Origin of the sequence: Halosimplex aquaticum (genome assembly GCF_028747785.1) — an archaeon.
GTDB lineage: Archaea > Halobacteriota > Halobacteria > Halobacteriales > Haloarculaceae > Halosimplex > Halosimplex aquaticum.
Window position 1 is genome coordinate 4,780,016 of the sequence record NZ_CP118158.1, and the last position, 24,677, is coordinate 4,804,692.

The window sequence follows — 24,677 nt, forward strand, 5'->3', positions numbered from 1 at the left end:
CGAGATGAAACTCGCGACAGCGCGCGCCACCGCGATTTTTCTTTTTGCGGTCCCTGTATGCATCCGGCGCCGAAGGCGCCGTCCCCGAACTCGCGCGGAGCGCGAGTTCGGCCTTTTTCACCCATGCTTTTGGCCGGGGGGTCGCGCTGCGCGCGACCCCGGCGAAGATGGTGAGGAAGCATAAAGAGCGTCGGCCCGGTAGGTCGGATATGGGAAGCGGCGACGCCATCGAGGTCTCCGTCGAGGGTGCGAACAAGCGGGACGCAGGCCGCGGGATCGCGAGAGTGCCCGAGGCCGTCCGGTCCCGGTTGGGGGTATTGAGCGGCGACCCGCTCGTCATCGAGGGCGATCGGGCGACGGTCGCGAAGGCATGGCCCGAGAGCGGCGACGGCGCGTACATCCGCATCGACGCCGACACGCGCGCCAACGCCGGTGTGAACATCGGCGACACCGTCACGGTCGAGCAGACCTCCGTCCGCGAGGCCGACAGCCTCACCGTCCGGCTCGCGCAGACGGTCGGACTGGACGACAAGCAGCAGGAAGCCGCCGTCCGCCGGGCGCTGCTCGACCGGCCGCTCCGGGAGGGCGAGCAGGTCCACATCGACGGCGTCGGCGCGTTCGCCGTCTCGGGGACCGACCCCGCCGGCGCGGTACGCGTGACCGACGAGACGGACATCACCGTGTTGCCGCCGATCCAGGGCGGGACCGGGAGCGCGGGGACCGGCGGGACGAGCGGATCTGGGACGGAAACAGGCGGGACCGGAACCGGTGGCGCCGCCGGCGGGTCGACCGCCTCGGCGGACTCGAACGCCGGCTCGACGCCCGACGAATCCGCCTCGCGGACGGGCGTCTCTTACGAGGACATCGGCGGGCTCGACGACGAACTCGACCAGGTCCGGGAGATGATCGAACTCCCGCTGTCCGAGCCCGAACTGTTCACCCGGCTGGGCATCTCGCCGCCGCGCGGTGTCCTCCTGCACGGGCCGCCCGGCACCGGGAAGACGCTCATCGCCCGTGCGGTCGCCAACGAGGTCGACGCGTACTTCGACGTGATCTCCGGGCCGGAGGTCGTCTCGAAGTACAAGGGCGAGAGCGAGGAGCGCCTGCGCGAGGCGTTCGCCCGCGCCGAGGAGAACGCCCCGGCCATCGTCTTCATCGACGAGATCGACGCGATCGCTGGCGAACGCGACGAGGACTCGGACATGGAAAATCGGGTGGTCGCGCAGTTGCTGACGCTGCTCGACGGGCTCGAAGAGCGCGGCCAGGTCATCGTCATCGGCGCGACCAACCGCGTCGACAGCATCGACCCCGCGCTCCGACGGGGCGGGCGTTTCGATCGGGAGATCGAGATCGGAGTGCCCGACGAGACCGGCCGGAGGGAGATTCTCGACGTTCACACGCGCGGCATGCCGCTCGCCGAGGACGTCGACCTCGACCGCGTCGCCGCTCGGACGCACGGCTTCGTCGGGGCGGACCTCCACACGCTGACGACCGAGGCGGCGATGCACGCGCTGCGGCGGACCCGAGACGAGCCACAGGTGACGCGCGAAGACATGGAGGCGGCGCTGCGGGCGGTCGAGCCCTCGGCGATGCGCGAGTACGTCGCCGAGTCGCCCACGGTCACGTTCGAGGACGTGGGCGGGCTGGCCGAGGCGAAATCGACGCTGGAACAGGCGGTCGAGTGGCCGCTGGAGTACGGGCCGCTGTTCGATGCGACGAACACCGACCCGCCCTCCGGCGTGTTGCTCTACGGACCGCCCGGCACGGGGAAGACGCTGCTGGCCCGCGCCGTCGCCGGCGAGAGCGGCGTCAACTTCATCCGCGTCGCCGGCCCCGAACTGATGGATCGGTACGTCGGCGAGAGCGAGAAGGCGGTCCGCGAGGTGTTCGACCGCGCGCGCCAGACCGCGCCGGCCATCGTCTTCTTCGACGAGATCGACGGCATCGCCGGCGGGCGCATGGAGGGCAACGAGGTGACCGAGCGGGTCGTCTCGCAGTTGCTGACGGAGATGGACAGCGCCGCCGAGAACCCGAACATCGTCGTCCTCGCGGCCACGAATCGCCGCGACATGCTCGACGACGCGCTCCTGCGACCGGGCCGGCTGGAACAGCACGTCGAGGTTCCGAACCCGGACGAGCACGGCCGGCGGGCGATCCTCGACGTCCACACCGAGGGCAAGCCGCTCGGCGACGACGTGGACCTGGACGACCTCGCGGCCGAGACCGAGGACTCTCCGGCGCCCAGATCGAGTCGCTCGTCCGCGCGGCGTCGATGCGGGCTATCAGCGAGGTCGCGGCGGGCGTCGACCCCGCGGAGGCCAACGAGCGCGCCGGCGACGTCGTCATCGGGAGAGACGACTTCGAGGCGGCGCTGGAACGGATCGAGGCCGCACAGTAGCGGTCCGCCCGCTCGGCCCGGCCGAGACCGCACGCGGTCGTCGGGGTTTGACCCGTCCGACGGGTGGCTTTTTCACGTCGCCGGTGCAATATTTACCGAAACCATGAGCGACCAGCAAGCGGATCCCCACCGGCACTACGTCGACGGCGAGTGGACGGCGGGCGAGAGCGAGGAGACGTTCGTCAGTCAGAATCCGGCGACCGGTGAGACGCTGGGCGAGTTCTACCGCGGGACGCCCGCGGACGTCGAGCGGGCGGTCTCCGCCGCGGAGGAGGCCTTCGAGGAGTGGCGTGCGATGTCCTACATCGACCGGGCCGAGGTGCTCTGGGACGTCTACCACGAGCTCCGCGACCGAACCGACGAACTCGGCGAGATCGTCACCCGCGAGTGCGGCAAGGAGATCAGCGAGGGCCGCGCGGACGTGGTGGAGGCCGCCCACATGGTCGAGTGGGCGGCCGGCAACGCACGGCACCCCCACGGCGACGTGGTCCCCTCGGAGATCGCCGCCAAGGACGCCTACATGCGGCGCAAGCCTCGCGGCGTCGTCGGCTGCATCACCCCGTGGAACTTCCCGGTCGCCATCCCGTTCTGGCACATGGCCGTCGCGCTCGTCGAGGGCAACACCGTCGTCTGGAAGCCCGCCGAGCAGACGCCCTGGTGCGGCCAGATCGTCGCCGAGATGATGGTCGACGCGGGCGTCCCCGACGGCGTGTTCAACGTGATCCAGGGCTTCGGCGACGCCGGCAACGCCATCGTCGAGGACGAGCGGGTCAGCACCGTCCTGTTCACCGGCTCCGCCGAGGTCGGCCACAAGATCGACGAGAAACTCGGCGGCGTCCCCGGCCGCGACGCCGCCCTGGAGATGGGCGGCAAGAACGGCATCGTGATCACCGCGAACGCCGACCTGGACATCGCGGTGCACTCGGCGGTGATGTCCTCGTTCAAGACGACCGGGCAGCGCTGCGTCTCCAGCGAGCGCCTCATCGTCCACACCGACGTCTACGACGAGTTCAAGGAGCGCTTCGTCGACCTCGCCGAGGACGTGGCCGTGGGCGACCCCCTCGACGAGGACACGTTCATGGGCCCGCTCATCGAGAATCCCCACCGGGTGAAGGTCGAGGAATACGCCGACCTCGCCCGCGAAGAGGGCGTGAACGTCCTCGTCGACCGGACGGACCTCGACGCCGACGAGATCCCCGACGGCCACGAGGACGGCCACTGGGTCGGACCGTTCGTCTACGAGGCCGACCCCGACGCGGACCTGCGCTGTACCCACGAGGAGGTGTTCGGCCCGCACGTCGCGCTGCTGGAGTACGACGGCGACATCGAGCGCGCGGTCGAGATCCACAACGACACCGAGTACGGCCTCGCCGGCGCCATCGTCTCCGAGGACTACCGCGAGATCAACTACTACCGCGACTACGCCGAAGTCGGGCTGGCCTACGGCAACCTCCCCTGCATCGGGGCGGAAGTCCAGCTCCCCTTCGGCGGCGTGAAGAAGTCGGGCAAGGGCTCTCCGAGCGCCCGCGAGGTCATCGAGGCCGTCACCGAGCGGACCGCCTGGACGCTCAACAACTCCAAGGACATCCAGATGGCACAGGGCCTCTCCGCCGACATCAAGACCGAAGAGGACTGACCAGCCCGTTTCGGCGTCTGGTCGTTCGTTCTGGCGCGCGCTGTCGCGCGTCTCGTCGTTCTCGTGAGCGAAGCGAACGAGAGCCAGCGAGAGCAAAGCTCTCGCCAGGCGCGACGAAACCGCGCGAGGTCTTCGTGAACGGAGTGAACGAAGGCTTGTCAGAGCTTGCTCTGACTGTGGATGAACAGCGTCGTCCGAGAGAGCGGAGCTCTCTCGTGATCTCGAAAATCGAGGATTTTCGGCGACAGCGAAGCGAGCAGCGCAGTCGGTTGGGGAGGTACGAGGTGCTGTGCGGTGCGGTCCCTGGCGGACTGAAAGGGCGAGGCGGGCTCGTCGTCGCCCCCGCGACGCAAGCACTGGAAGGAGCGAAGCGACTGAAGCGCACAGCGAGCGGCGGCGTCACGAGCGTGCCGAGGGCTTTCAACGCCTGCTGTCGTCTCTTGTCAGGCCCGTCTGTCGAGCGGCAGTTCCGTGCCCGGATGCAACTCTCGGGTGGACAGACGGTACCACTCGAACGCGGAAAGCGAGAGGAGACGGGCCGTGGACGAGGAGGCGGGCCGCGGATGACCTGTCCGGACAGGTGCCGCGGCCGGTCGACGTGGCCTGGCCGAGCGCGGTTGTAGTGCCGGGTACGACGTGAAAAGCGTCTCGCCGGCAGGTACGCGTAACGGGTCCACTGATATAAACCTCGTGACTGAGAGCCGGCCGTCGGGTACCGACGGCGGACCATCCGGTCGGGGACGCGCCCGTCGTCAGTTCTCCTCGGCGTCCGCGTCTGAATCCGATTCGTCGGGACCCGACTCGCCGGTAGCGGCCGAGCCGTCCGACGACGCCTGACCCTCGTCGCCGTCCGAGTTCGTCGCTGCGGTGCGCTCGGATTCGGCTGGGGCCTCGACGTCGCCGACGACTCCGTCGTCCCGGGCGGGGAGTCCACCGGAGTCCGGCCGGTTCCCGACGACGGGGAGCCGCGAGGGGGCACCGAAGCGGCGGCCGGCCCGGACGACGAGGACGGCCGGGAGGCCGAGTCCCACGACCCACGGGAGCGCGGCGACGCCGGCGATGAACGCGGTGCGGGCGAACCGAACGAGGCCGGCGAGCGAACTGAGGAAGACGGCGACGGGCGACTGCTCGTGGAACGGCGTCCGTTCGCCAGTCGGCGGCGACTCGGGTTCGGGCTCGGGCTCGCGGAGTTCGACGCGGAGCGTCGAGAAGGCCACCTGGTCCCGGAGCGAGCGCTTCTGCGCTTCGAGGCGTTCGATCTCTCCCTGGACGGAGGAGAGCCGCTCCTGGACGTGCAACAGTTCCTCGGTCGTGTTCGCCGACTCGTACAGCGAGCGGAGGCGGTCGCGCTGGGCGCGGAGGTTCTCCAGTCTGGCGTTCAGGTCGACCAGCTTGTCGGTCACGTCCTTCGTGTTCGTGTCCGCGGACAGCACGGTCCCCTGCCCGCGCGAGGAGTCGAACATGGCAGTGAAGTTCGACGAGGGGACCCGCACCTCGACGTAGCCCGTCCGCCAGGTCTCGTTCTCGCTGCGGTGGAGCGTCGACTCGGAGGCCGACACGTACCCGCCGAGTGCGACCGCGCGGGACTCGATGGCCGTCTCGGCGGCCGAGTAGTTCTCGACTTCGACGGCCACGGAACCCGTCTTGATGAGCGCGCGGTCGACGCTCGCTGCCGCACCGCCGCCCTCGGCGTCGTCGGCGCTGAACTGTTCGTTGGATGCTTCCCCGCTGCCGTCGCCGCTACCGGCGTCACCGCCGTCAGCGCCTCCGCTTCCGCCGTCGCCGCCGTCTCCCCCGGCCCCGTCGCCGCTCTGGGCTTTCTGGAGGTCGGCCGCGTCACCGCTGCCGCTCCCACCCATCCCCGAGCAGCCGGCCAGAACGACGAGCACGACCACGAGTACCGCTGATTTCCGAGCCATACCGGGTCGATCCGTCGCCGCTGATAAAGGGGTACCGTCGAATCAAAGACGCGCTTGAACTATCGGCGGCGGTCGTCGAGCGCCGGGAAGTCGCTCCGGACTTCCTCGACGCGGTCGCGGTCGACGTCGGCGGTGACGAGCGCGGACTCGTCGCCGGTACTCGCGACCGCCGTTCCCCAGGGGTCGTAGACCGCCGAGCGGCCCAACAGCGTCGAGTCGTCGAACGTGCCGACGCCGTTGACGGCGCCGACGTAACAGAGGTTCTCGACGGCGCGGGTCCGCGGGAACAGCCGCCAGTGCTCGACCCGCGGGTACGGCCACGCGCTCGGGACGAGCACGAGCGTCGCGCCCGCGTCGACGAGGTCGCGGTACAGCGAGGGGAACCGCAGGTCGTAGCAGGTCGTCATCCCGACGACGTGGTCGTCGAACGCCACCGTCGGGAGCGACTCGCCGGGCACGAGCAGTTCCTGCTCGGCCGACCCGTAGCCGAAGAGGTGGTGTTTCCGATAGACGGCGCGGCGCTCGCCGTCGCGGTCCAGGAAGACCGAGGCGTTGGCGAACCCTTCCGCCGCGGGGGTCTCCACGCCGGCCTCGTGGGAGGCCGCAAGGTCCTCGACGATGCTGCCGGCGAGGACGCCGACGCCGTGCTCGCGGGCGCTCTCGGCGAGCGCGGAGACGGTCGGGCCGGTGACGCTCTCGGCGCGGCGCTCGTAGAGGTCGAACGCGAAGTAGCCGACGTTGAATATCTCCGGGAGCGCGACCAGATCCGCACCGGCCGCGGCCGCGTCGGCGACCGCAGAGCGGGCGCGTTCGACGTTGTCCGCGACCGCACCGCGCTCTATCCGGATCTGGGCGAGCGCGAGTCTCACACTTCGACCTCGAGGTCCTCGACGAGGGCGGCTTCGAGGTTGTCGAGCTCGTCGTCGAGGTTTCGCTTGAAGAAGCGCTCGACGCCGGGGAGCGAGCCGTCGACGACGAACCGGTTCGTCAGCTTCGTCCCCGTCTCGGTCTCGGTGAGTTCGTGCTCGCCGACGACGTTCATCACCTTCGAGCGGCCGACGAAGCGGACGTACTCGGGGGCGCGACGCTCCTCGTCCTCGGTCTCGATGGCGATGGTCCTGTCGATCACGGGGATCGGGAGCCGGATGTTCCAGGTCGCGCTGCCGTCGTCGTGGACCGTGTAGTCTTTGACGACGCTGATCGCGCTGGCGCGTTTCCCGGGGTCGGCGATGAATTCCCAGACACGGTCGCGGTCGACAGGTAACTCGAACGACCGCTCCACCCGGACAGTCATGTCCTCACTTCGGACTGCGGCACCTAAAAAGCCAGTTAACTGAGCGTGACACGCCAGGTCGTCGAGCGCGCGCGTCCCCACTTCTCGATCTCGACTTCGTCCGACTCCTCGTCGAGTTTCGGCAGGCGCGCACCGACCTGCTTGGAGGAGAGGCCGATGTGGTCCGCGATGTTCTTGGCTCTGAAATAACTCTGCCCGCGCGAGACGCTGTCGCGCAGGTAATCCAGAATCTCTCTGTCCTCCTCGCCGAGTTCGCTCATGGCTCTCTGTAGGTCTCGAACGCCCTTAACAATTCCTTACGCGTTCCGATGCCCGTAGAGGTGGATGCCCGCGATCGAGAGCACGCCGGCGGTCATCGCCAGCGCGAAACTCCAGCCCGCGACGATCTGGTCGTGGTACCCGACGAGCATCCCGACGGCGCCCACGACCGCGAGGACTGCGAACGCCAGTCCCAGCCCGATGCTCATGTCCGTCCCTGTGGCTGCCTCGGTCATGCCCGGTTCTTCCGTCACTCAGTACTTAATTCAACGGGATCCTACCGAGCCCAGAGAGATCGAGGTCGCGGACCGACTACCCGCCGGGCCGGACTGAAAACGCCGTCTCAGTCGCCGGTCGAGTCCGACTGGATCGTCGTGTGCTCGGACTCCTCGTTGAGGGCGAGGTTCGTCGCGATCTCCGCGTTCCGAACGGCGTACTGGGCGGTCTGTTGCAGGCTCACGAGCACCTCGCGGACCTGGAGGACGTCCTCGTTGGACATCTCGTCGAGGTCGGAGAGGATCTCGGCCTCGCGGTCGCCCACCTCGGCGAACATCTCGCGGACCTCGATGGCGATGTCGTAGTCGCGCTCGACGGCCGCCTCGACGGCCCGCTCGGTGATCTCGTTGACCTGGTCGGTGAACTCCCGGATCCGCCGCATCGTCGAGGAGTCGACGTTCAGCGAGTGGCCGTCGGTCTCCAGGGCGATCTCGGCGATGTCCTCCGCGTTGTCGGCGGTCAGCTCCAGGTTCTTCGCGATCGAGCGGTACCCGATGAGCGGGAAGCCGTCGTTCAGGCCGACGGCGCGCGCGAGGTTCGGGTTCTGGTAGGAGGTGAAGATGAGCCGCAGGAGCAGGACGAAGATCTTGTTGGCCTGTCGCTCCCGGTTCAGCGCGCGCTGAGCGAGATCGGGGTTGCCGTGAGCGAGCGCCTTGACGGCCTCGTTCCGCATGGTCGAGCCCGTGCTCTCCAGCCGTTCGAGGAGGTTGTCGAGGCTGAAGTCCTCCGGGTCGACCGAGCAGCGGATGGCGATGCGCTCGGGCGTCTCCTCGACGACGCCGAGGCCCATGAGCTGCGTCTCGGCGTTGTAGACGGCGTTGATGTGCGAGCTCTCCAGCGTGCCGTTCTCGCCGGCGTCGACGTGGATGATGCGCCGGCCGAGCACGTACTGCGAGAGGATGGCCCGCTCCAGGGCGTCGGCGTTGAGGTCCTCGGCGTGGATGATGGCCTCGGACTCCTCGCCCTGGACCGACTCGGGCATGACGGTGAGCGTCCCCTTGCCGCCCATCCGCAGCGAGACCTCGTCGCCCTTCTCGACGTTGTGCTCTTTGGCCCACTTCGCAGGCAAGGTCATCGCCAGCGTCGACGGACCCAGCCGCTGGACTTTCCGTGTTTCCATACCCTTCCTTATCTTCTCGCGACCTTAATTGTATCCATACACGGTATAATATTCGTCTGAATACTATTACGCTTCCTGGACACACGTCCAGGAATCATCCGCCCTCCCGCTGAGGGAGTGACACACCCGCGGCTACGGAGCGCTTCGATCGGCGTAGAACGCGGTCGGACCCCGCTTCGGTCACTCGATCTTCACGAGGCGGCGCTCGTAGCGGCCCACCCGGACGCGGTGCCAACCGCGGAGTTCGGCGTCCAGGTCGGGGTCGCCCGTGTCGACGCGGAGGACGTCCAGGTCGTCGAGTTTGGATCGCGTGGCGACGATCTCGACCCCCGAGCGGCGGATCACGTCGGGCGATATCTGCTGGTTGCCGCGGCCGAAGACGAACCCCTGGCCGCCGATAGGCGAGACGACGACTACGTTGCGGTCACCGAGTGCCGATCCGATGTCCGAGGCGCTCCCGTCGCGGACGACCACCTCGCCGTCTCGCCACACGTCGACGCCGAGCGGCGTCCCCTCGAAGCCGAGGTTCGCCTTGATCGCCCCCACCGTCCCGCCGGGCCCGAGGACGTAGGTCACGCCGGGCTGGACCTCCTCGGCGACCCCCTCGGCGAGCGTCTCGACCGTCCCGCCGCCGGTCTGCTTGCTCGCCTGGCGCTCGTCGGCGACCGGCGTCTTGGCGATGGCTCGCAACTCGGTCGAGACCTCCTGGGCTCGATAGGCGTCTTCGTCCACGTCGTTGACTTCGCCGGTCTCCACGTCGTCGAACGACGCCGCGACGATCCCGGCCTCCCGCGGACGCACCGCGAACACCGAAGAGTAGATCTTCACGCCCGCCGGCACGCCGAGGATAGGGATCTCGCTATCGAGGTCGCCGAGCGTCTCGGCCACGTCCACGGCCGTGCCGTCGCCACCGACGAACAGGATGAGGTCCACCTCCGCGTCAACGAACGCCCGGACCGCCGCACGTGTGTCGGCCGCCGTAGTCTCGGCCGTTCCCGACTGCTCGCTCTCCGGTCCGCCGACGACCACGGGATCGAATCCAGCCGCGCGGGCGGCGTCTTCGCCCATGGGGCCCGCGAACGCGAGCAGTTCCACGCTGGCATCGGTCTCCGCGAGCGCGTCCAGCGCCGCCCGCGCCCGCTCGGGTGCGCGGGGTTCGGCCCCGCGCTCGCGCGCCTCGTCGACTTTCCCGTCGGTGCCCTTCAGCCCGACTCGCCCGCCCATGCCGGCGATCGGGTTGACGACCACGCCGATCCGTCGCATCGTCCGTGCTACGCGAGGACCGGTCAAAAGCGACCCGCATCGACGGACAGCGACCCCAGGGGTGGACCGCGGCGGAAAATCGGGCGGTTTTACATCGGACGGTCCGAAAGCACGGCCATGTTCATCCCACTGCAGGAAGGCGTGCAGGGCGGACTCGTCAATCTCGCGGGGTACGTGCTGCTGTTCGGCGGACTGGTCCTGACCGCGATCTGGTGGAAGGTCCTCTACCGGTAGAACGGACCGAGAAACTCACTCCGCGTCGGGCGCGTCGACACGGTCACGCAGCCACGCCGCGGCGTCCTCGACCTCGCCCTCGTCGCCCTGAATCCTGATGCGCACGGAGTCGCCGGGGTAGCTCCCGACGGTCACGTCGAACGTCCGTCGCAGGTCGTCGATGCGGTCGAGCAGCGCGCTCTCGGGCTCGTCCGCGACGACGGTCGCGACGTGTTTGACCTCCCCGGCGAAGTCGTCGGCGACCGTCTCGAACATGGCCTTCATCTCCGTGGGGACGCCCGGGAGGACGTAGACGCTCCCGATCACGCACCCCGGCGCGACGCCTTCGGGGTTTTCGAGCAGTCGAGCGCCACGGGGAATCTCCGCGGTCCCCTCGGCGAGGTCGTCGGCGGCGTACCCGCCTTCGGCCTCCAGCCAGTCCAGCACCTCCTGGCTCTCGACGACTTCGCGACCGAACGCGGCGGCGACCCCCTCCATGGTCACGTCGTCGTGCGTCGGGCCGACGCCGCCGGTGACGAGCACGGCGTCGTACTCCGCGCGGTACTCGTTGACGACGCGGGCGATGTCGGCGACGCGGTCGGGCAGGGTCGTGACCCGCTCGACGTCGACGCCGCGCTCGTGCAGTCGCTCCCCCAGCCAGGCGGCGTTGGTGTTCACGGTGTCGCCGACGAGCAACTCGTCGCCGACCGTGACGATGGCAACGCGCATACCCGCCGTAGGAACCGTACCCGTAAAAGGTCGCCCGCTTCGAGCCGTCCGTCACGCCCCGTTCGGCCCGTCCGCGGTCAGTGCGTCCGGCGTCGTCAGCCCGCAGTCAGTTAGCCCAAGTCAGCGCATCCCCGGCGGCGGGCCGTCGTCGTCGAACTCGTCGGTCTCCGTCTCCACGTCTAACCCGATCTCCTCGCGCCTGCGTTCGAGGACGCGGATCTGCCGGAGGTAGTAGAGCGCGCCGCCGATGCCGACCAGCGTCAGGATCCCCCCGACGCCGCCGAACAGCAGCAGGTCACGCGCGAGGTAGTACCTGACGAGTATCGGACCGCGCTGGACTTCGTTCCAGCGGACCGTCATCCGGCCCGTCTCCTCGTTCAGCGGCGTCGTGTAGTCGCCGGGTGACACCTTCGAGAGGAGCGGCACGCCGACCCGGGCCTGCGGCGGGAGCGTCACCTCGACCGAGTGCGGCGAGTCGACGAACAGCGGCGTCGCGAACCGCTTGGCGTTGGGCCGCTCGGCCGTGAACGCCACCTGACCGCCCGCCTGCGGGAGCGTGACGTTCGCCCGCGACTGGCCGTGCTCGACGCCGAGATTCGACCGGTTGGCCGGTTTCACGACGGTCCCGTTGGGGAAGCGAAAGCGCAACGCCGCGATCTGCAACGGCTCCTCGGTGCCGAGTTCGTCGCGCTGGTAGAGCTCGATGTACGACTGGTTCTCCACGGCGATGACGCCGGTGAACTGGCCCCTGGAGACGTTGTAGGTCGTCGTCGCGTTCGTGTCCCAGTCGTAACTGGCGTTCCGGTTGAGTTCGGTCTGGTCCGGGCCGCCACCGAAGGGGGAGGTGCAGCCGGCCAGGGCGACCAGTACCGCGAGCAGCGCCAGGGCGGGAACCAGTCGGCGCCTCATGGAACGACGCAGAGGAGTTCGGAGGGCATGTACTGCCCGATGCTCGCGAGGAGCCCGGGCGGGTCGGTCTCCTCGCCGCAGACGATGCTCTGTTCGAGAAGCCCGAGGCGCTCGACGGTGACGATGTCCTGGGCGTGGCCCGCGCGGTTGACCGTCGCGCGCGCTTCCGCCCGCGTCGCCGAGTTGACGTTCACGCGACCGTTCCCGCGCGTCCACTCGTAGAGGCGGTCCCGCTCCGCGTCGGCGAGGCGCGCCGGTTCGCCCTCCGCGGGGTCGCCCGCGACGAAGCGCATCGGGAGGTGCTGGACGAGGCCGAACCGCGTGCGGATCTGCTCGGGGGTCCCCTGGCCGAGACCGATCTCGTCGGCGGGGATCCGCACCTCGTTCCCGAAGCCGACGTCGAAGACGAACCCGTCGTCGTCCCAGGCGTCGAGCGTACCGACGTACTCCTCGCCGGGTTCGAACTCCGGCGTCAGCTCGCCCCACTCCTCGGCGAGGGCGTTGCGCGCGACAGTCGCGTCGTCGCCCTCGACGGTGACGGTCGGGAACTCGTCGTCGCGCAGGCCGACCGTGAACGACACGTCGAGGTCGCCGACGGTGTTGTCGACCAGCGAGCGCAGCGAGTCGAGCGAGCGCTCGCGGGCGTCGCCCTCGACGTAGACCTTGGTTGCGAGTACGACCATCAGGCCTCGGTTCCGCGGTCGACGTTCAGTTCGTCGCGCAGTTCCTCGATGCGCCGCTCCATGGCGTCGACCAGGCGCGTGTTCTCCATCGCCTCGACCGGGTTGCCGCAGTCGGGGCACTCGAAGCCGAACTCCATGGCCTCGCCGAACTCGAAGCGGATGCCGCAGGTCTCACAGAGGTAGAACTCGTTGTCCTTCTCGTAGTCCTCGCGCTCCTCGAGGGCCTCCAGCAGGCGGTACATCTCCGATTCGAGCTGCTCGGGGATCTTCTCGTACTCGAAGGTCCAGAGGTACGTGAGCCACCCCGAGTCCTCGTCGCGCAGGCGACGGTAGCTCGCCAGGTCGTTCTCGTAGAGGATGAACAGCGCCCGCCGCACGTCGTTGAGCTCCAGCCCGAGCTCCTCGGCGAGCTCCTCGTCGGTCACCTCGCCGTCCGGCGGCGCCGCCGCCACCGGCATCCCTTTCGGGCCGACCAGCTCGTGTAGGTACTTCTGAATAACGGGGTCCTCCAGAAGGTCGTCAAACGCCATTACGGTGTTCTCAGTGCGTGAGGCGTTTAAAAGCACCGAACGACGGAGCTTCCGGCTCCGTCCGCCCGCGCCCGCGGCCGGTCCCGACAGCCGCGGAATCGCCCGCTCACCGCTCGCCGCTCGTGTCCTCGACCTTCTTGCCGGTCTCCTTCGGGACCACGGTTCGGTCGGCGTCCTCCCACTCGCGGTCGAGTTCGCGGCCGTCGAACAGCCGGTCGAGCGTGACTGCCAGCGACGCTACCTCGGAGTGAGGCTGGTTCGTGACGGCGACGTTGTGGTCTGCCCGCTCGTACACGTCGAACGGGACCTTCTCTGCGCCGACGACGAACAGGACGGGCGTGCGGTCGTCGAGCGCGTCCCGGAGGTCGCCCTCCACGTCCTGGACCGGCAGGCCGTACATCGTGAGGTGGACGACCACGCCGTCCCAGTCGCGGATGACCGCCTTGGGCGAGTCGGTGACCTCCACGTCGAACGGGCCGCCGAAGCGGTCGGTGATGTCACGGACGGTGTCGGCGGGAGAGGACGCCTCGGGGCCGAAGACGACGCCGTCGGCGCCGAGCGCCCGCGCGGTGAGGCCGACGTGGGTCGTCATCCGGTCGTCGCGGCCCGGCCGATGCCCCAGGCGCAAGACGGCGACTTCGGGTTCGTCGTTCATGCTCCGCGGCTACGCGAGCCCCGTTTAGGAGCCTTCCGAAGGAAATCCGGCCGGCGACGAGATTCAGAACCGCCTGCGACCGATTCACTCGCCGTCCGGGTCCCGCTCACCTTCCGTCCGCATTCCGCTCATCCGCCGTCCGGACGCGCGCTCTCGATCGCGGACCGGACCGTCCCCCACCCGAACCCGTCGAGCATGCTCCCGTCGACGACGACTGTCGGCGTGCCGCGGACGCCCGCGTCGATCCCCTGCTGTTTGTCCTCCCGGATCACCGTCCGGAACGTCCGCCCCTCGGCGGCCGACCGGACGGCGTCGCCGTCGACGCCCTCCTCGTCGGCAAGGTCGGCGTACGTCCCCGGGCCGAGGTCGGACTGGTTGTCGAACAGCCGGTCGGTGAAGGCGAAGAAGGTCTCGTCGTCCGCCTCGTGCTGGACGGCCCGCGCCGCGTTCGCGGCGGTGTACGACTGCGGCTCGTGCATGTCGAGGGGGAAGTCGTAGTGCTCGTACCGGACGACGCCCTGCTCGACGTACTCGCTCGCGATGTTCGGTTTGACCTGCGCGTTGAACTGGCGACAGGCCGGACACGCCAGGTCCTTGTAGACGCCCACGGTCACGGGCGCGTCATCGCTCCCCAGCGTCGGCGCCGGGAGCGACACGTCCCGCGCGGTCGCCGTCCCGCCGCTCCCGGGCTGTGAGACGAGCCCGCCACAGCCGGCCAGCCCCGCGGCGACGGTCGCGGCCGCACCGGCGAGGAACCGCCGTCTGCTCCCCGTACGTCTCCCCGAATCCTGCATGTGTGGCTGCTAGCTCCGTGCGATTGATACGACTGTCGGTCACACGTTCGGGCGAGCCGGAGCCGACCGGCCGCGACCGGCCGCGACCGATCGGAGGCGCCTACGTCTGCGCCCGCCTGGTGACCGGAACGCACATGTCGGCAGTGGACGACGTTCGGGTATGGATCTCTCCGGCAAGCGACTGGTCGTCACCGGCGGGGCGGGCTTCGTCGGCTCGCACCTCTGTGCCCGACTGGTCGACGACAACGAGGTCGTCTCGGTCGACGACTTCTCGAACGGCGAGCGCGAGTGGCTCCCCGACGGCGTCGAAGTCGTCGAGGGCGACCTGACCGACCCCGACGTCGCCGCGGAGGCGATCACCGAGGACGTCGACGGGGTCTTCCACTTCGCGGCGAACAAGAACGCGGCCGCCGACGACGTCGACCAGTACCGCTTCAACAACCGCCTCACCGAGACAGTCATCGAGCGCATGGACGAGGTCGGCGTCGACAACATCGCGTTCACCTCCTCCTCGACGGTCTACGGCGAGGCGCCGCGACCGACGCCCGAGGACTACGCGCCGCTGGAACCGATCAGCATCTACGGTGCGAGCAAACTCGGCGAGGAGAGCCTCCTCTCGGTGTACGCCCACAGCCACGACTTCACCGTCTGGGTCTACCGCTTCGCCAACATCGTCGGCCCGCGCCTGCAACTGGGCGCGGTGATCCCGGACTTCATCGACAAACTGGACGACGACCCCGAGTCGCTCACCATCCTCGGCGACGGCCGCCAGGAGAAGTCGTACATGCACGTCGAGGACTGCGTCGACGCGATGTGCCACGTCGTCGAGCGCGCGAGCGACGACTTCAACGTCTACAACCTGGGGACGCGGACGACCACCTCGGTGACGACCATCGCCGACATCGTCAGCGAGGAGATGGGCCTCGACCCCGACTACGAGTACACGGGCGGCGACCGCGGGTGGGTCGGCGACGTGCCGCGGATGCGACTCTCCATCGAGAAGCTCTCCGCCCTCGGCTGGGAGCCCGAGGGGTCCAGCGACGACGCGGTCAGGCGAGCGACCCGGGAGCTACTCGCGGAGTGAGCGGCCGTAGTTCGCGCCGCGCTTCCGCGACCGAACCGTCTCAGGGCTCGTAGGTCCCTTCGAGGTGGGACTTGTCGACGACGTTTCCCTCGGCGGCGTCGTAGGCGTCGTCTTTCGTCGCGTCCCGGGAGAGGTCGAGCGTGTCGTCCAGCGCGTACAGCAGGAATCGGTACGTGTGCTCGCGGTCAGGTGGATTCGGTCCGCCCCATCCCGTCTCGCCGTAGTCGTTCTCGCCGGCGACGGCGCCGTCGCTCTCCGGGTCCCAGCCCTCCGGGATCGACTCGGTGTCGCCGTCGACGTTCCAGACGACCCAGTGGTCCCAGATCTGGCCGGCGGGCTCGCGCGCATCGGGGTCGTCGACGACGATCAGGAACGACTCCGTGCTCGACGGCGCGTTCGCGATCTCCAGCGGGGGGTTGACGTTGTCCTCCGCGTACCCGTACTTCTCGGGGATCCGGCCGCCGTCGTCGAACGCCGGACTCGTGAGCTGTAGGTCCGCCATGGTATCCTCTATCACGAGCCGTGGAGCGCCCGACGCATAAAGCCGCCCCACCGTTCGGCCGGGTCGCGGGGCCCGGAATCGGGCGACTCGGTGGGGATCGCCGGCGCCCGGCGGCGAGCGCCACGCCTATATCCGGCCACCGCCAACCCGCGAGCGTGCAAGTCGTGGGGTACGAGACGGGCGTCGACGGGCCTCCAGCGCTGCTCGTCGCGCGCGACGGCGCGGTCACCGCCGAGTCGCTGGATCCCGGAACGGAACTGGCCTACTCGCTCGGCGAGCGCCACTGCGCCGGCGTGATCGACGACGGCACCCACACCCCGTGTCCCGACCCCGACGCTCCGTACTGTGACGACCACACGTACCGGTGGCCCTGCGCCCGCTGTACCGGCGAGTGCTCGCTGCCGCTGGAGTCCTGCCGCGAGGAACACGCGATCTACCTCGCCGCCTTCGCGTCCGAGACGTTCAAGGTCGGCGTCACGCGCTCCTGGCGCCTCGACACCCGCCTGCGCGAGCAGGGCGCCGACCGCGCCGCCCACCTCCGGACGGTCGCCGACGGCCGCGTCGCCCGGCAGATCGAGGCCGAGATCGCGACCGACGTGGGCGACCGGGTCCGCGTCCCGACGAAGGTCCGGGGCCTCCACGAGGCCGTCGACGAGGCCGCCTGGAACGCACTCGTCGCCGACTTCGACCCCGTCGAGACGTTCGAGTTCGACTACGGCTTCGATCTTTCCGACCGACCCGTGTCGGAGACGCTCGCCTCGGGGACTGTCAGGGGGGTGCAAGGTAGGGTGCTGCTACTCGACAACGGGGGGAGCACCTACGCCGTCGACATGCGCGACCTGGTCGGCCACGACCTCGAATCGGGACAGAGCGACAGGAACCTGCAGTCGAGCCTCGGCGCGTTCGGGTAAGCGCGACCCACCCGGTCTCCGATCCCCACCCAGTTGTCGCACACAAAACATTTACCGGACCGGAGAGCGCTGGCGAACGTGAATCGAGAAGCGTGGTTGGGCGTCCTCGCGCTCCTGCTCGTCGCGGCCGCCGTCGGCCTCGTCGCGCTAGGCCCCGGCGCGCTCGCCGAGCGGACCGACGAGGACGTCCGGCCGAGCAGACTGTCCCTCCAGGAACCCCGCGTCGCCGCGGGCGAGGTCGGCGGCGAGCGCGCCGAGCTGTCGCTGGACGTACGCATGGACCACCGCGGCGGCGACGCGGAGAACGTCACCGTCGAGGTACAGGCCGTCGACACGGACACCGGTCTCGTCGCGACGACCGTGCGCAAGGACCTGGGCACTATCAGCGGGGACCGCGAGGTGCGGACCCGGATGAACGTCACCGTCGACCGCCAGGGCGGCTACCGCCTCGACATCCGCGTCTACGAGGACGGCCGCCGGATCGAGACCGGGAGCACGCGGGTCAGCGGGGTCGACTCGCTGACGCCGGACTACGCCGAGACCAGCGTCGGCTTCGAGCGCTTCGAAGGCGGCGAGACGAGCCCCCCGGTCATCGCCGCGCAGTCGCTCATCGAGCGGAACAACCGGACGACACTGCGGACCGCGACGGCGCTGACGAACCGCGGGAGCGGGCCCGCCGGCGGCCTCGAACTCGTCGTGGTGGCCCGGCAGGTGGAGTCGAATATCATCGCCGACCGCACGTCGGTCCGCGTCGACGAGATAGATCCCGGCCGGACGGTCAACGAGACGGCCGACCTGAAGGTGCCGTCGAACTACAACTACTACCTCGACGCCTTCCTCTATCGGGACGGCGTCCTCGTGGACACGGTGACCGGTTCGGCGATGCTCGACCCGAGCCGACCCGTCCCGAAGAACACCACCCGCGAGGAGGTCGACTTCCAGGCCGGCGACTTCGCGGGGACCCCCGAGCCGGAGCCTGACCGGTCGGAGGGGGCGACTCCGATGCCCACCGAGAGCGGAGGCGGGCCGGGCTTCGGGGCGGTCGGCGCGCTCGCCGCGCTGGTCGGACTCGCCGCGCTCGCGGCACGGAGGAACCAATGACTGACACCGACACCGACGACGCGACCGGAGGGCGAACCGACGCGACGACGGACGACCCGTCGTCCGAGCCAGCGGCGGTCGAGCGCTCGACCGACGGCGGAGCGACAGCGACCGGCGAGCCCGAGGGCCGCGATCTATTGGCCTACGTCGAGTGGGCGGCGTTCGGTATCCTGTGTCTGCTCGCGCTCGTCGCGACGTTCAGGTTCTACTTCGCCGCCTCGGAGGCGATCCGGGTGTGGTTCAGCGCGGACTTCGTCCCGGTGTTCCAGGCGGTGTTCAACCTGCTCGTGCTGGTCGCGTCGGCGCTGGGCATCTCGGTGCTCGTCCGACGCATCGCCTGAGTACGACAACCCTTTTGGGACGCCGCGGCGAAGCGAGACTATGGCAGACGATCCTTCCGACGAGAGCGACGCGCCCGCCGAGGAGTCGACAGACGAGGCTCCCGAGGGCGGCGAGGACAACGGCGACGGAGAATCGAAGTCCTTCCGCGAGCGCGTCGAGGAGATCCGCCAGCAACGCGCCGAAGAGGGCGACGACGACGGCGAGGGCATGAGCCGCGAGGAGCGCATGGAAGAGATGATGGGCGGCGGCGGCCCGCCCGGCATGGGCGGTGGCGGCGGCGGCAACCCGTTCGCACAGATGATGGGCGGCATGATGGGCGGCGGCGGCCCCGGCGGCCCGCCCGGCATGGGCGGCGGTCCGGGCGGCCGCGGTCGAGAGGAAGAGTCCTCCGAGACCGACGAGGAACTCGTCCGCGAGGTCCGCAAACTGCGCGACGAAGTCCACGACGCCCGACGCGAGCTCGGCCGCATCGCCGACGCGCTCGAAGACTGAACGCGTAGTTCAGTCGCTCTTCTCCGCCAGATAGACGACCGCTGCTCGTGCAGCGCCGGGTGCGGCTGGGCGGGAGGCCGCGCCGACTGGACCGTCGACAGCGCCTCCCGAAACGACCGACCGGTCCTGATCGCCAGCGCGACGGCCGCGAGCGTCGCGCTCCGCGAGACGCCGTGCGAACAGTGGATCAGCAGCGACCCCTCCCCGAGGAGACGACAGGCCGTGTCCGCGGCCGCCTCGAAGGCCGGCCAGTCGGCCTCGGGACCGTCGACGAGCGGTCGGTGATGCGTCGTCGACGGCTGTGGCTCGCGCGTCGCGGACAGCACGGCGTCGAACGACCGGTCGGTCCGGTCCGGATCCGCGGCGTGGACGTTCCCCAGAAACAGGTCGCGGTCGCCGATACGTCGAACGACGGGGTCGCCGTGGCGGTGGCCGAACGGGCGGACGACGGCCCGGCCGTCCCGCCACCAGTCGGGGCCATGCATGGCTGTTGGGCGGTGCGTTCGAGCGCCGACGACGAGCGGCGAGTTCGCGGCGAAATCGCGCGGTTCGCGGGCGTCAGTCCTCGTAGGCGAGCTTCATCACGAACTGCGAGAAGGTGTCGCTGTGGGCGTTGACCTCGTCGTCGCCGACGAACGGGGAGAGCATGTCGCCGGCCATCAGCAGCGAGAAGTCCAGGTCGCGGGCCGCGGGCTCCAGGTAGTAGGTGTTGTGGCCGTTGTAGACCGTCTCCTCGCGCTGGATGAGGTCCTGGTCGGCCAGCGAGTCGGCGATCCGGCTGCCCTTGCGGGACCCGACGTCAAGTTCCTTCCAGAAGTCGCTCTGGTGGATGCCACCCGTCTCCCGGATGAGTTCCAGTCCCGCGCGCTCGTCCTCGTTGAGGTCTTCCTCGGCAGCAGCCATACCAGTACGGTCCGTGTTTGGGCCGTTTAAATTTGGCTGTCGACGTCCCGGTAGGCCGTCTCACAGGGCGGCCCGTCGGCGTACCGGTACCGGGACCCCTCGCGACCGATCTCGATCAGCGACGACGAGCGCGTCCCGAAGCGGTCCCGGTGGACGCAGACGCCGTACTCGTGGTCGGCGATCACGTCCGCCGCGCGGTCGAGCCACGAGCTGCTCGTCTCTCCGGGTTCGACCTGGAGCGCCGTCGCCACCTTCCCGGCGTTCTGCGCCTGCGCCTCTCCGCTTCCGCGCGGGCTTCCGGGATCGCGTACTCGCCGTCCGCGCCGACGTTGACGACGACGTGGACGCCCGGGTCGAAGTTCCGCACCCGGCGGCTGTCGCCGTCCCACTCGACGAGCAGCGCCGCGTTCGCGTCGGCGAGGACGAGGTTGAAGCCGTCGTACCGGCGGTCGTCGAGTTCGCGCTCGACCAACCGAGCGGCCTCCTCGGCGGAGGCCTGCCGGAGCGCGTCCCGGACGAGCAGGCCGCGGGAGCGCTCGGCCGTGGCCTCGCCGTCGGCACCAGTCCAGCGATTGGTGATCGCGACGAAGACGCCGCGTTCGTTGTAGCCGATCCAGGTGCCGCCGGCTTCCTCGTCGCGCGGCGCGAGGACGCGCGGCGACTCTTCGACGATTTCCGGTGGCGTCGAGGGCCGGCCGAGCGCCTCGTCGCGGTTGGCCGCCGCGACGACCGGCGCGTCGGTGAAGACCTGCCAGGCGAAGACGAGCGTGCACACGACTCGGCGTACGCGAGGGACGGGATTAAACGTCGCGGCGGGGCGACCGGATCGCGGACCGGGACGGATCAGTCGGTCCGCGCGGCGGCGAGTCGCTCTCGAACTCCGTCGCGGTCGACGGTCCCGGAGTGGGTCCGCGGGAGTTCGTCGGCGAAGGCGACGGTCTTCGGGACGGCGAAGTCCGCTAGACGCTCGCGGGCGCCCTCGCGGACCGCCGCTGCTGTGAGCGCGGTGGATCCGGTCGAATCCTCGGCCGGGACGACCAGTGCGGCGACGCGCTCGCCCCACTCCTCGTCGGGGAGGCCGGTGACCGCCGCGTCGTCGATTCCGTCTATCTCGCGGATCGCGTCGGCGACGCGGGCGGGATGGACGTTCTCGCCGCCGGTGACGACGGCGTCGTCGACGCGCCCGACGACCCAGAGGCGGCCGTCCTCGTCTGCGTAGCCCAGGTCGCCGGTGTGAAATCCCGCCTCGCCGAACGCGGCCGCCGTCTGCTGGGCATCCAGATAGCCGGGCGTCACCGTCGGTCCGGCGACGACGAGTTCGCCTGATTCGCCCGGGTCCACGGGGGAGTGCCCGTCGTCCCCACTTTCGATGACCGTCACGGTCGTGTTCCGCAGCGGCCGACCGACCGTGTCGGGATGCGAGCGGGACTCGTCGGGCGTCGCGGTCGCCACCTGCGACGCCGTCTCGGTCATCCCGTAGGTCGGGTAGGCCGGCACGCCGCGGTCTCCGCAGCGCTCGATCAGGTCGCGGAGGCTGGCGCGCCGCCCAGCAGGACGAACCGGAGCGAGTCACCCGGGGTCCAACCGGCGTCGAGGAGTCGCGTGAGCATCGTCGGGACGAGCGAGACGCCCGTGATCGCGAACTCGTCGAGGACGCGGGCGGTCGCGTCGGCGTCGAACTCGCGCTGGATCACCGTCGTCGTGCCGTAGAGCGTCGAGCGGACGAGCGGCGCGAGCCCGCCCATGTGGTACGTCGGGAGACAGACCAGCCAGCGGTCGTCGGGGTCGACGCCGAGGCGGTGTGCCGACCCCACGGCGCTGGCGACGAGGTTCCGCCGAGTGAGTCGCACGCCCTTCGGGTCCCCCGACGTGCCCGAGGTGAACATGACGACGCGCTCTGCGTCGAGCGGCCGCTCGCCGGTGACGGGGCGCTCGGCGGAGGCGTCGACCGACTCGCCGGTCGCTGTCAGACCGAGGTGGAGCGACGCGACCTCGTCGGACGCCGGATCGTCGACCGACGCCACCGGCACGTCCGACGGGGCCGCCTCCGCCGCCAGTCCCTCCGTCGCTCTCCCGCAGATCAGTAGGTCGACGTCGGCTCGCGACGCCTGCGCTCGGAGCCGTTCGGCCGGAAGTTCGGCGTTCAGCGGAACCGCGCTCGCCCCGAGGCGACCGAGCGCGAAGTAGCAGTCGGCGAAGGCGACACGCGTCCCGAACAGGAGCCGACGCGGCCGCCCGCGGCGTCGAACGGGTCGCCGGCGTCGCCGTCGAACCGGTCGGCGAGCCGAGCGGCGCGAGCGGACGCGCGCTCGTCGAACGCTCGGTACGTCCACTCGGTCCCCTCGTCGGCGTCGACGACCGCCGTCGCGTCCGGTGTCGACGCGGCGCGCTGGCGGAGGAGGTCGCTGGACGGGTCGCTCACGGGGTCGTCGACCGGCCACTCGGCGGGTCCGGGCAGGCTCACGGTCCCACCTCGGACGCGTCGATGCCGATGCCGGGGTCCTGCGGGACAGCCATGGCCCCCTCCGAAACCGGCGCTGGATCGGGCGCGAGGTCTTCGGCGAGCAGTTCGCCGGTCGCGAGTCCGCAGGGGGCGACGTCCGGGATAGCGGCGGCGACGTGGACCGCGGCGGTGCGCGCGACGACCGCGTCGACGGTCGTCGTCACGACGGGTTCGATCCCCTCCTCGCGGGCCCGCATCGCCAGGGTGTGCGCGGTGCCGGGGCCGCCCAGGACCATCGGTTTCAGTACCACCACGTCGGCCGCTCCGGCGTCGAACACCGCGGCCATCGACCGCTCGGCGAGCGTCTCGTCGACGGCGATGTCGACGTCGTCGCTCCGCTCGCGCAGGGTCGCGAGGCCCGAGAGGTCGTCCGCCGGCAGCGGCTGCTCGACGTAGGCCACGCCGACCGGACCGACTCCGTCGAGGGCTCGCTGGGCTTCCTCGCGAGTCCAGGCGCCGTTGGCATCGAGCCGCAGTGTCACGTCGACGCCGACGGCCTCGCGGACCGCCCGCACTCGCTCGACGTCGGCGTCGACCGAGCGCGCGCCGACCTTGAGTTTCAGGCAGTCGAATCCCCGGTCGATGGCCGCAGCGGCCCGCTCGACCGTGGATTCGCGGTCGGCGTCGCCGACGGTCGCGTTGACGGGGACGCGGTGGACGGTCCGCGAGTCGTCGAACCAGCGATAGAGCGGGAGGCCGTCGGCCCGGGCGTCGGCGTCGAGGAGCGCGGTCGCGAACCCGTGGCGTGCGGCGCGGGCCTCGTCCGCGTCGAGTTCGAGCAGGGCGGCGCTGTGGTCGCCGTCCGCCCCCGCTGCGAGCGCCCGGTCGAGCGCGTCCTCGCAGTCGGCCAGCGACTCGGTCCATCCCGGTAGCGGCGTGGCTTCGCCGATTCCCGTCTCGCCGCGGTGGTCGTAGCGGACCACGAACCCGGAGCGCTCGTCGATGTCGCCCGCGGAGGTCGAGAGCGGCGATTCCAGCGGCAGCGAGAACGACCGGACGGACGCGGAGCGGTCGCCGCTCATAGCAGCGCGGGCGCGGCGAGTCCGCCGGCGAACAGGAGCGAGTGGACGAACAGCGTCTGGCCCACCCGTTCGAGCGCCGGATTGAGCGCCTCGCCGTCGGTGCGTTCGAGCACGGTCTTCGAGACTATCGCCGCGAGCGGCAGCGAGAGGAGCGGCGCGAGCGCCCACTGCCCGTACTCCGGGTCGAGCGCGAAGACCACCGGGACGACGTAGGCCATCCCGACGAGGGCGAGGAACTCGACGCGGCTCCAGCGGTAGCCGAGCTTCACCGCGAGGGTCCGCTTCCCCGCGGCGGCGTCGCTCTCCCTGTCGCGGATGTTGTTCACGACGAGGATCGCCGTCGAGAGGGCCGCGGCGGGGAGACTGGCGACCACGGCCGCGACCGGGAGTGTCTCCGGTGGGATCCCGGTCGGGAACAGACCGACTGGCGCGTACATGACCGCCTGGACGTAGTAGGTACCCGTGACGGCGACGACGCCGAAGTAGACGAACACGAAGAGGTCGCCGAGGCCGCGGTAGCCGTAGGGGAACGGTCCGCCGGTGTAGAGGACGCCCGCCGCGATGCCGGAGAGGCCCACGACGACGATGGGGAGGCCGCCGACGGCGACGAGCGGGACCCCGACGACGACCGCGAGCCCGTAGGTGGCGACCATCGCCCACTTGACCCGCCCGGCCGGGATGAGTCCGCCGGCGGTGACCCGGGTGAACCCCTCGCGGTCGTCGGTGTCGGCTCCCTTCATCGCGTCGTAGTAGTCGTTCGCGAAGTTAGTCCCCACCTGGATCAGGAGCGCGCCGACGAGCGCCGCGAGCCAGGTCTCTGGGGTGAACACCTCATCGTGGAAAGCCAGCCCCGCGCCGACGATCACCGGCGCCGACCCCGCGGGGAGGGTCTGGGGCCGCGCGGCCATCAGCCACGCCCGCGTCTTCGAGACCTGCGCGTCTGCAGTCGACATTACCGGCTACTCGGGACCCGTCGAGTGTCAAAGTTGGCATCCGCCGCGGTGGGCGGACCGGCGGAGAACTACCGACGAGGCGACGCGTCCCGACGCCGTGAAACCGGCCGACGTCAGCCGGGCGTCGGGTCGCCGTCGCCGAGAATCCTGTCGATGATGCTCTGTCGATCCGGTGCCTTCTCGTCCT

Annotated in this window: 23 protein-coding genes and 3 pseudogenes; 7 read left to right on the top strand and 19 right to left on the bottom strand. The window is 70.1% G+C overall.

Annotation, left to right across the window (positions count from 1 at the left end):
- The first annotated feature begins 209 nt into the window (after positions 1-209).
- Positions 210-2,398, top strand: a pseudogene (locus PSC72_RS23485) (AAA family ATPase).
- A gap of 103 nt (positions 2,399-2,501) precedes the next feature.
- Positions 2,502-4,034, top strand: coding sequence for an aldehyde dehydrogenase family protein (locus PSC72_RS23490; RefSeq protein WP_274323845.1), 1,533 nt, complete (start codon positions 2,502-2,504; stop codon positions 4,032-4,034).
- 752 nt (positions 4,035-4,786) lie between these two features.
- Here the strand turns inward: PSC72_RS23490 and PSC72_RS23495 are convergent.
- From PSC72_RS23495 to PSC72_RS23555, 13 genes are all read right to left on the bottom strand, one after another.
- On the bottom strand, positions 4,787-5,953 hold the full coding sequence (locus PSC72_RS23495) for a DUF4349 domain-containing protein (protein ID WP_274323846.1): 1,167 nt from the start codon (positions 5,951-5,953) through the stop codon (positions 4,787-4,789).
- A gap of 59 nt (positions 5,954-6,012) precedes the next feature.
- Positions 6,013-6,822 carry a nitrilase-related carbon-nitrogen hydrolase gene (locus PSC72_RS23500; RefSeq protein ID WP_274323847.1) on the bottom strand — a complete coding sequence of 270 codons (810 nt, stop codon included), beginning with the start codon at positions 6,820-6,822 and terminating at the stop codon, positions 6,013-6,015.
- Entirely contained in the window at positions 6,819-7,247 is a 429-nt protein-coding gene (locus PSC72_RS23505; protein ID WP_274323848.1) for a CoxG family protein, read from the bottom strand. Before PSC72_RS23505 ends, PSC72_RS23500 begins: the two co-directional genes overlap by 4 nt.
- A 35-nt stretch (positions 7,248-7,282) precedes the next feature.
- Positions 7,283-7,507 (bottom strand): DUF7123 family protein, encoded by a 225-nt coding sequence (locus PSC72_RS23510; protein ID WP_274323849.1) that lies wholly within the window; start codon positions 7,505-7,507, stop codon positions 7,283-7,285.
- A 36-nt stretch (positions 7,508-7,543) separates the two neighbouring features.
- Positions 7,544-7,741 carry a DUF7525 family protein gene (locus PSC72_RS23515; RefSeq protein ID WP_274323850.1) on the bottom strand — a complete coding sequence of 66 codons (198 nt, stop codon included), beginning with the start codon at positions 7,739-7,741 and terminating at the stop codon, positions 7,544-7,546.
- A gap of 107 nt (positions 7,742-7,848) precedes the next feature.
- Positions 7,849-8,901: a phosphate uptake regulator PhoU gene (locus tag PSC72_RS23520; protein ID WP_274323851.1), complete on the bottom strand. Its 1,053-nt coding sequence runs from the start codon at positions 8,899-8,901 to the stop codon at positions 7,849-7,851.
- 180 nt (positions 8,902-9,081) lie between these two features.
- Positions 9,082-10,164 (bottom strand): ATP-NAD kinase family protein, encoded by a 1,083-nt coding sequence (locus PSC72_RS23525; RefSeq protein ID WP_274323852.1) that lies wholly within the window; start codon positions 10,162-10,164, stop codon positions 9,082-9,084.
- A 249-nt stretch (positions 10,165-10,413) separates the two neighbouring features.
- Positions 10,414-11,106 (bottom strand): competence/damage-inducible protein A, encoded by a 693-nt coding sequence (locus PSC72_RS23530; RefSeq protein ID WP_274323853.1) that lies wholly within the window; start codon positions 11,104-11,106, stop codon positions 10,414-10,416.
- A 120-nt stretch (positions 11,107-11,226) separates the two neighbouring features.
- Positions 11,227-12,015, bottom strand: coding sequence for a DUF5803 family protein (locus tag PSC72_RS23535; RefSeq protein ID WP_274323854.1), 789 nt, complete (start codon positions 12,013-12,015; stop codon positions 11,227-11,229).
- Positions 12,012-12,698 (bottom strand): DUF2110 family protein, encoded by a 687-nt coding sequence (locus PSC72_RS23540; protein WP_274323855.1) that lies wholly within the window; start codon positions 12,696-12,698, stop codon positions 12,012-12,014. Before PSC72_RS23540 ends, PSC72_RS23535 begins: the two co-directional genes overlap by 4 nt.
- Positions 12,698-13,228, bottom strand: coding sequence for a transcription factor E (gene tfe / locus PSC72_RS23545; RefSeq protein ID WP_274323856.1), 531 nt, complete (start codon positions 13,226-13,228; stop codon positions 12,698-12,700). The genes PSC72_RS23540 and tfe overlap by 1 nt, the downstream gene beginning before the upstream one ends.
- A gap of 106 nt (positions 13,229-13,334) precedes the next feature.
- Positions 13,335-13,883, bottom strand: a complete 549-nt coding sequence (locus tag PSC72_RS23550) for a tRNA (cytidine(56)-2'-O)-methyltransferase (RefSeq protein ID WP_274323857.1) — start codon at positions 13,881-13,883, stop codon at positions 13,335-13,337.
- Between the two features lie 128 nt (positions 13,884-14,011).
- Complete coding sequence (locus tag PSC72_RS23555; protein WP_274323858.1) at positions 14,012-14,677, bottom strand: DsbA family protein; 666 nt, start codon at positions 14,675-14,677, stop codon at positions 14,012-14,014.
- 160 nt (positions 14,678-14,837) lie between these two features.
- Here PSC72_RS23555 and PSC72_RS23560 point away from each other — a divergent pair, with 160 nt between their 5' ends.
- Entirely contained in the window at positions 14,838-15,761 is a 924-nt protein-coding gene (locus PSC72_RS23560; RefSeq protein WP_274323859.1) for an NAD-dependent epimerase/dehydratase family protein, read from the top strand.
- 40 nt (positions 15,762-15,801) lie between these two features.
- On the opposite strand, the gene PSC72_RS23565 is transcribed toward PSC72_RS23560, so the two are convergent.
- A complete protein-coding gene (locus PSC72_RS23565) occupies positions 15,802-16,263 on the bottom strand; it encodes a YbhB/YbcL family Raf kinase inhibitor-like protein (RefSeq protein WP_274323860.1) in 462 nt (153 codons plus the stop codon).
- A 155-nt stretch (positions 16,264-16,418) separates the two neighbouring features.
- On the opposite strand from PSC72_RS23565, the gene PSC72_RS23570 reads away from it, so the two are divergent.
- The 4 genes from PSC72_RS23570 (at position 16,419) to PSC72_RS23585 (ending at position 19,109) form a co-directional block, all read left to right on the top strand.
- The gene (locus PSC72_RS23570; RefSeq protein ID WP_274323861.1) at positions 16,419-17,174 is read left to right on the top strand and encodes a DUF2797 domain-containing protein; all 756 of its coding nucleotides are present in this window, start codon (positions 16,419-16,421) and stop codon (positions 17,172-17,174) included.
- A 78-nt stretch (positions 17,175-17,252) separates the two neighbouring features.
- Complete coding sequence (locus PSC72_RS23575) at positions 17,253-18,275, top strand: DUF7490 domain-containing protein (RefSeq protein WP_274323862.1); 1,023 nt, start codon at positions 17,253-17,255, stop codon at positions 18,273-18,275.
- Complete coding sequence (locus PSC72_RS23580; RefSeq protein ID WP_274323863.1) at positions 18,272-18,616, top strand: hypothetical protein; 345 nt, start codon at positions 18,272-18,274, stop codon at positions 18,614-18,616. Before PSC72_RS23575 ends, PSC72_RS23580 begins: the two co-directional genes overlap by 4 nt.
- A 40-nt stretch (positions 18,617-18,656) precedes the next feature.
- Positions 18,657-19,109 (top strand): hypothetical protein, encoded by a 453-nt coding sequence (locus PSC72_RS23585; protein WP_274323864.1) that lies wholly within the window; start codon positions 18,657-18,659, stop codon positions 19,107-19,109.
- Positions 19,110-19,667: 558 nt separating this feature from the next.
- On the opposite strand, the gene PSC72_RS23590 is transcribed toward PSC72_RS23585, so the two are convergent.
- The 5 genes and pseudogenes from PSC72_RS23590 to PSC72_RS23610 all read right to left on the bottom strand — a co-directional run bounded on the left by PSC72_RS23590 (position 19,668) and on the right by PSC72_RS23610 (position 24,490).
- Positions 19,668-20,012, bottom strand: a complete 345-nt coding sequence (locus tag PSC72_RS23590; RefSeq protein ID WP_274323865.1) for a helix-turn-helix transcriptional regulator — start codon at positions 20,010-20,012, stop codon at positions 19,668-19,670.
- Positions 20,013-20,038: 26 nt separating this feature from the next.
- Positions 20,039-20,787, bottom strand: a pseudogene (locus PSC72_RS23595) (NRDE family protein).
- A 68-nt stretch (positions 20,788-20,855) separates the two neighbouring features.
- Positions 20,856-22,434: pseudogene (locus PSC72_RS25670) on the bottom strand (class I adenylate-forming enzyme family protein).
- A 38-nt stretch (positions 22,435-22,472) separates the two neighbouring features.
- Positions 22,473-23,537 (bottom strand): o-succinylbenzoate synthase, encoded by a 1,065-nt coding sequence (gene menC / locus PSC72_RS23605; protein WP_274323866.1) that lies wholly within the window; start codon positions 23,535-23,537, stop codon positions 22,473-22,475.
- Positions 23,534-24,490: a 1,4-dihydroxy-2-naphthoate polyprenyltransferase gene (locus PSC72_RS23610; protein WP_274323867.1), complete on the bottom strand. Its 957-nt coding sequence runs from the start codon at positions 24,488-24,490 to the stop codon at positions 23,534-23,536. Before PSC72_RS23610 ends, menC begins: the two co-directional genes overlap by 4 nt.
- Between the last annotated feature and the right edge of the window lie 187 nt (positions 24,491-24,677).